We start from the raw sequence: 409 nt of genomic DNA, 5'->3' as shown, positions 1-409 counted from the left end.
ACTCCCGTGTCTGCTCGCGCAGATCATGAAAGGCTTCGGTCGCATCTTCTGCGTCTTCGGTTATTTTTTTGATACCCTTTGTCTTTTTTAAGCTGTCAAAGTCACCGCGAAGATCTAAGACATCCCTGGACAGCATTTCGAATGTCCGAGCTATTCGGGGGTCAATGTCGCCGTTGAGCTCGAATAACATTTCGTATTTTTTTGCCATGATGGCCACCACCTATTTATTTATTTGCCTGTTATGTCCTCCGCAATGTCTATGGTTCATTCTCCCTACCGCCCGGGGTGTATTTCGCCAGGGCAGACAGTGCAGTTTCTATTTCTCGACGAACGACAGACTCAACAACGTCAGCTGGCTCGTTTTCACATTCCGTAGCGATCCGGTTTGGGACGGCCAGTAGACGGGATT

General features: G+C 48.7%; 1 protein-coding gene. It reads right to left on the bottom strand.

The window, feature by feature from the left end; all coding sequences use genetic code 11:
* Positions 1-208, bottom strand: a 208-nt coding sequence (locus GQY55_RS30840; protein ID WP_160045737.1) for a hypothetical protein, incomplete at its 3' end; no start/stop codon positions are given.
* Positions 209-409 lie beyond the last annotated feature (201 nt).

Origin of the sequence: Paenibacillus sp. USDA918EY, assembly GCF_009870825.1 — a bacterium.
GTDB classification, from domain to species: domain Bacteria; phylum Bacillota; class Bacilli; order Paenibacillales; family Paenibacillaceae; genus Paenibacillus_AQ; species Paenibacillus_AQ albilobatus.
This window is presented reverse-complemented; position numbering and strand designations above follow the sequence as displayed.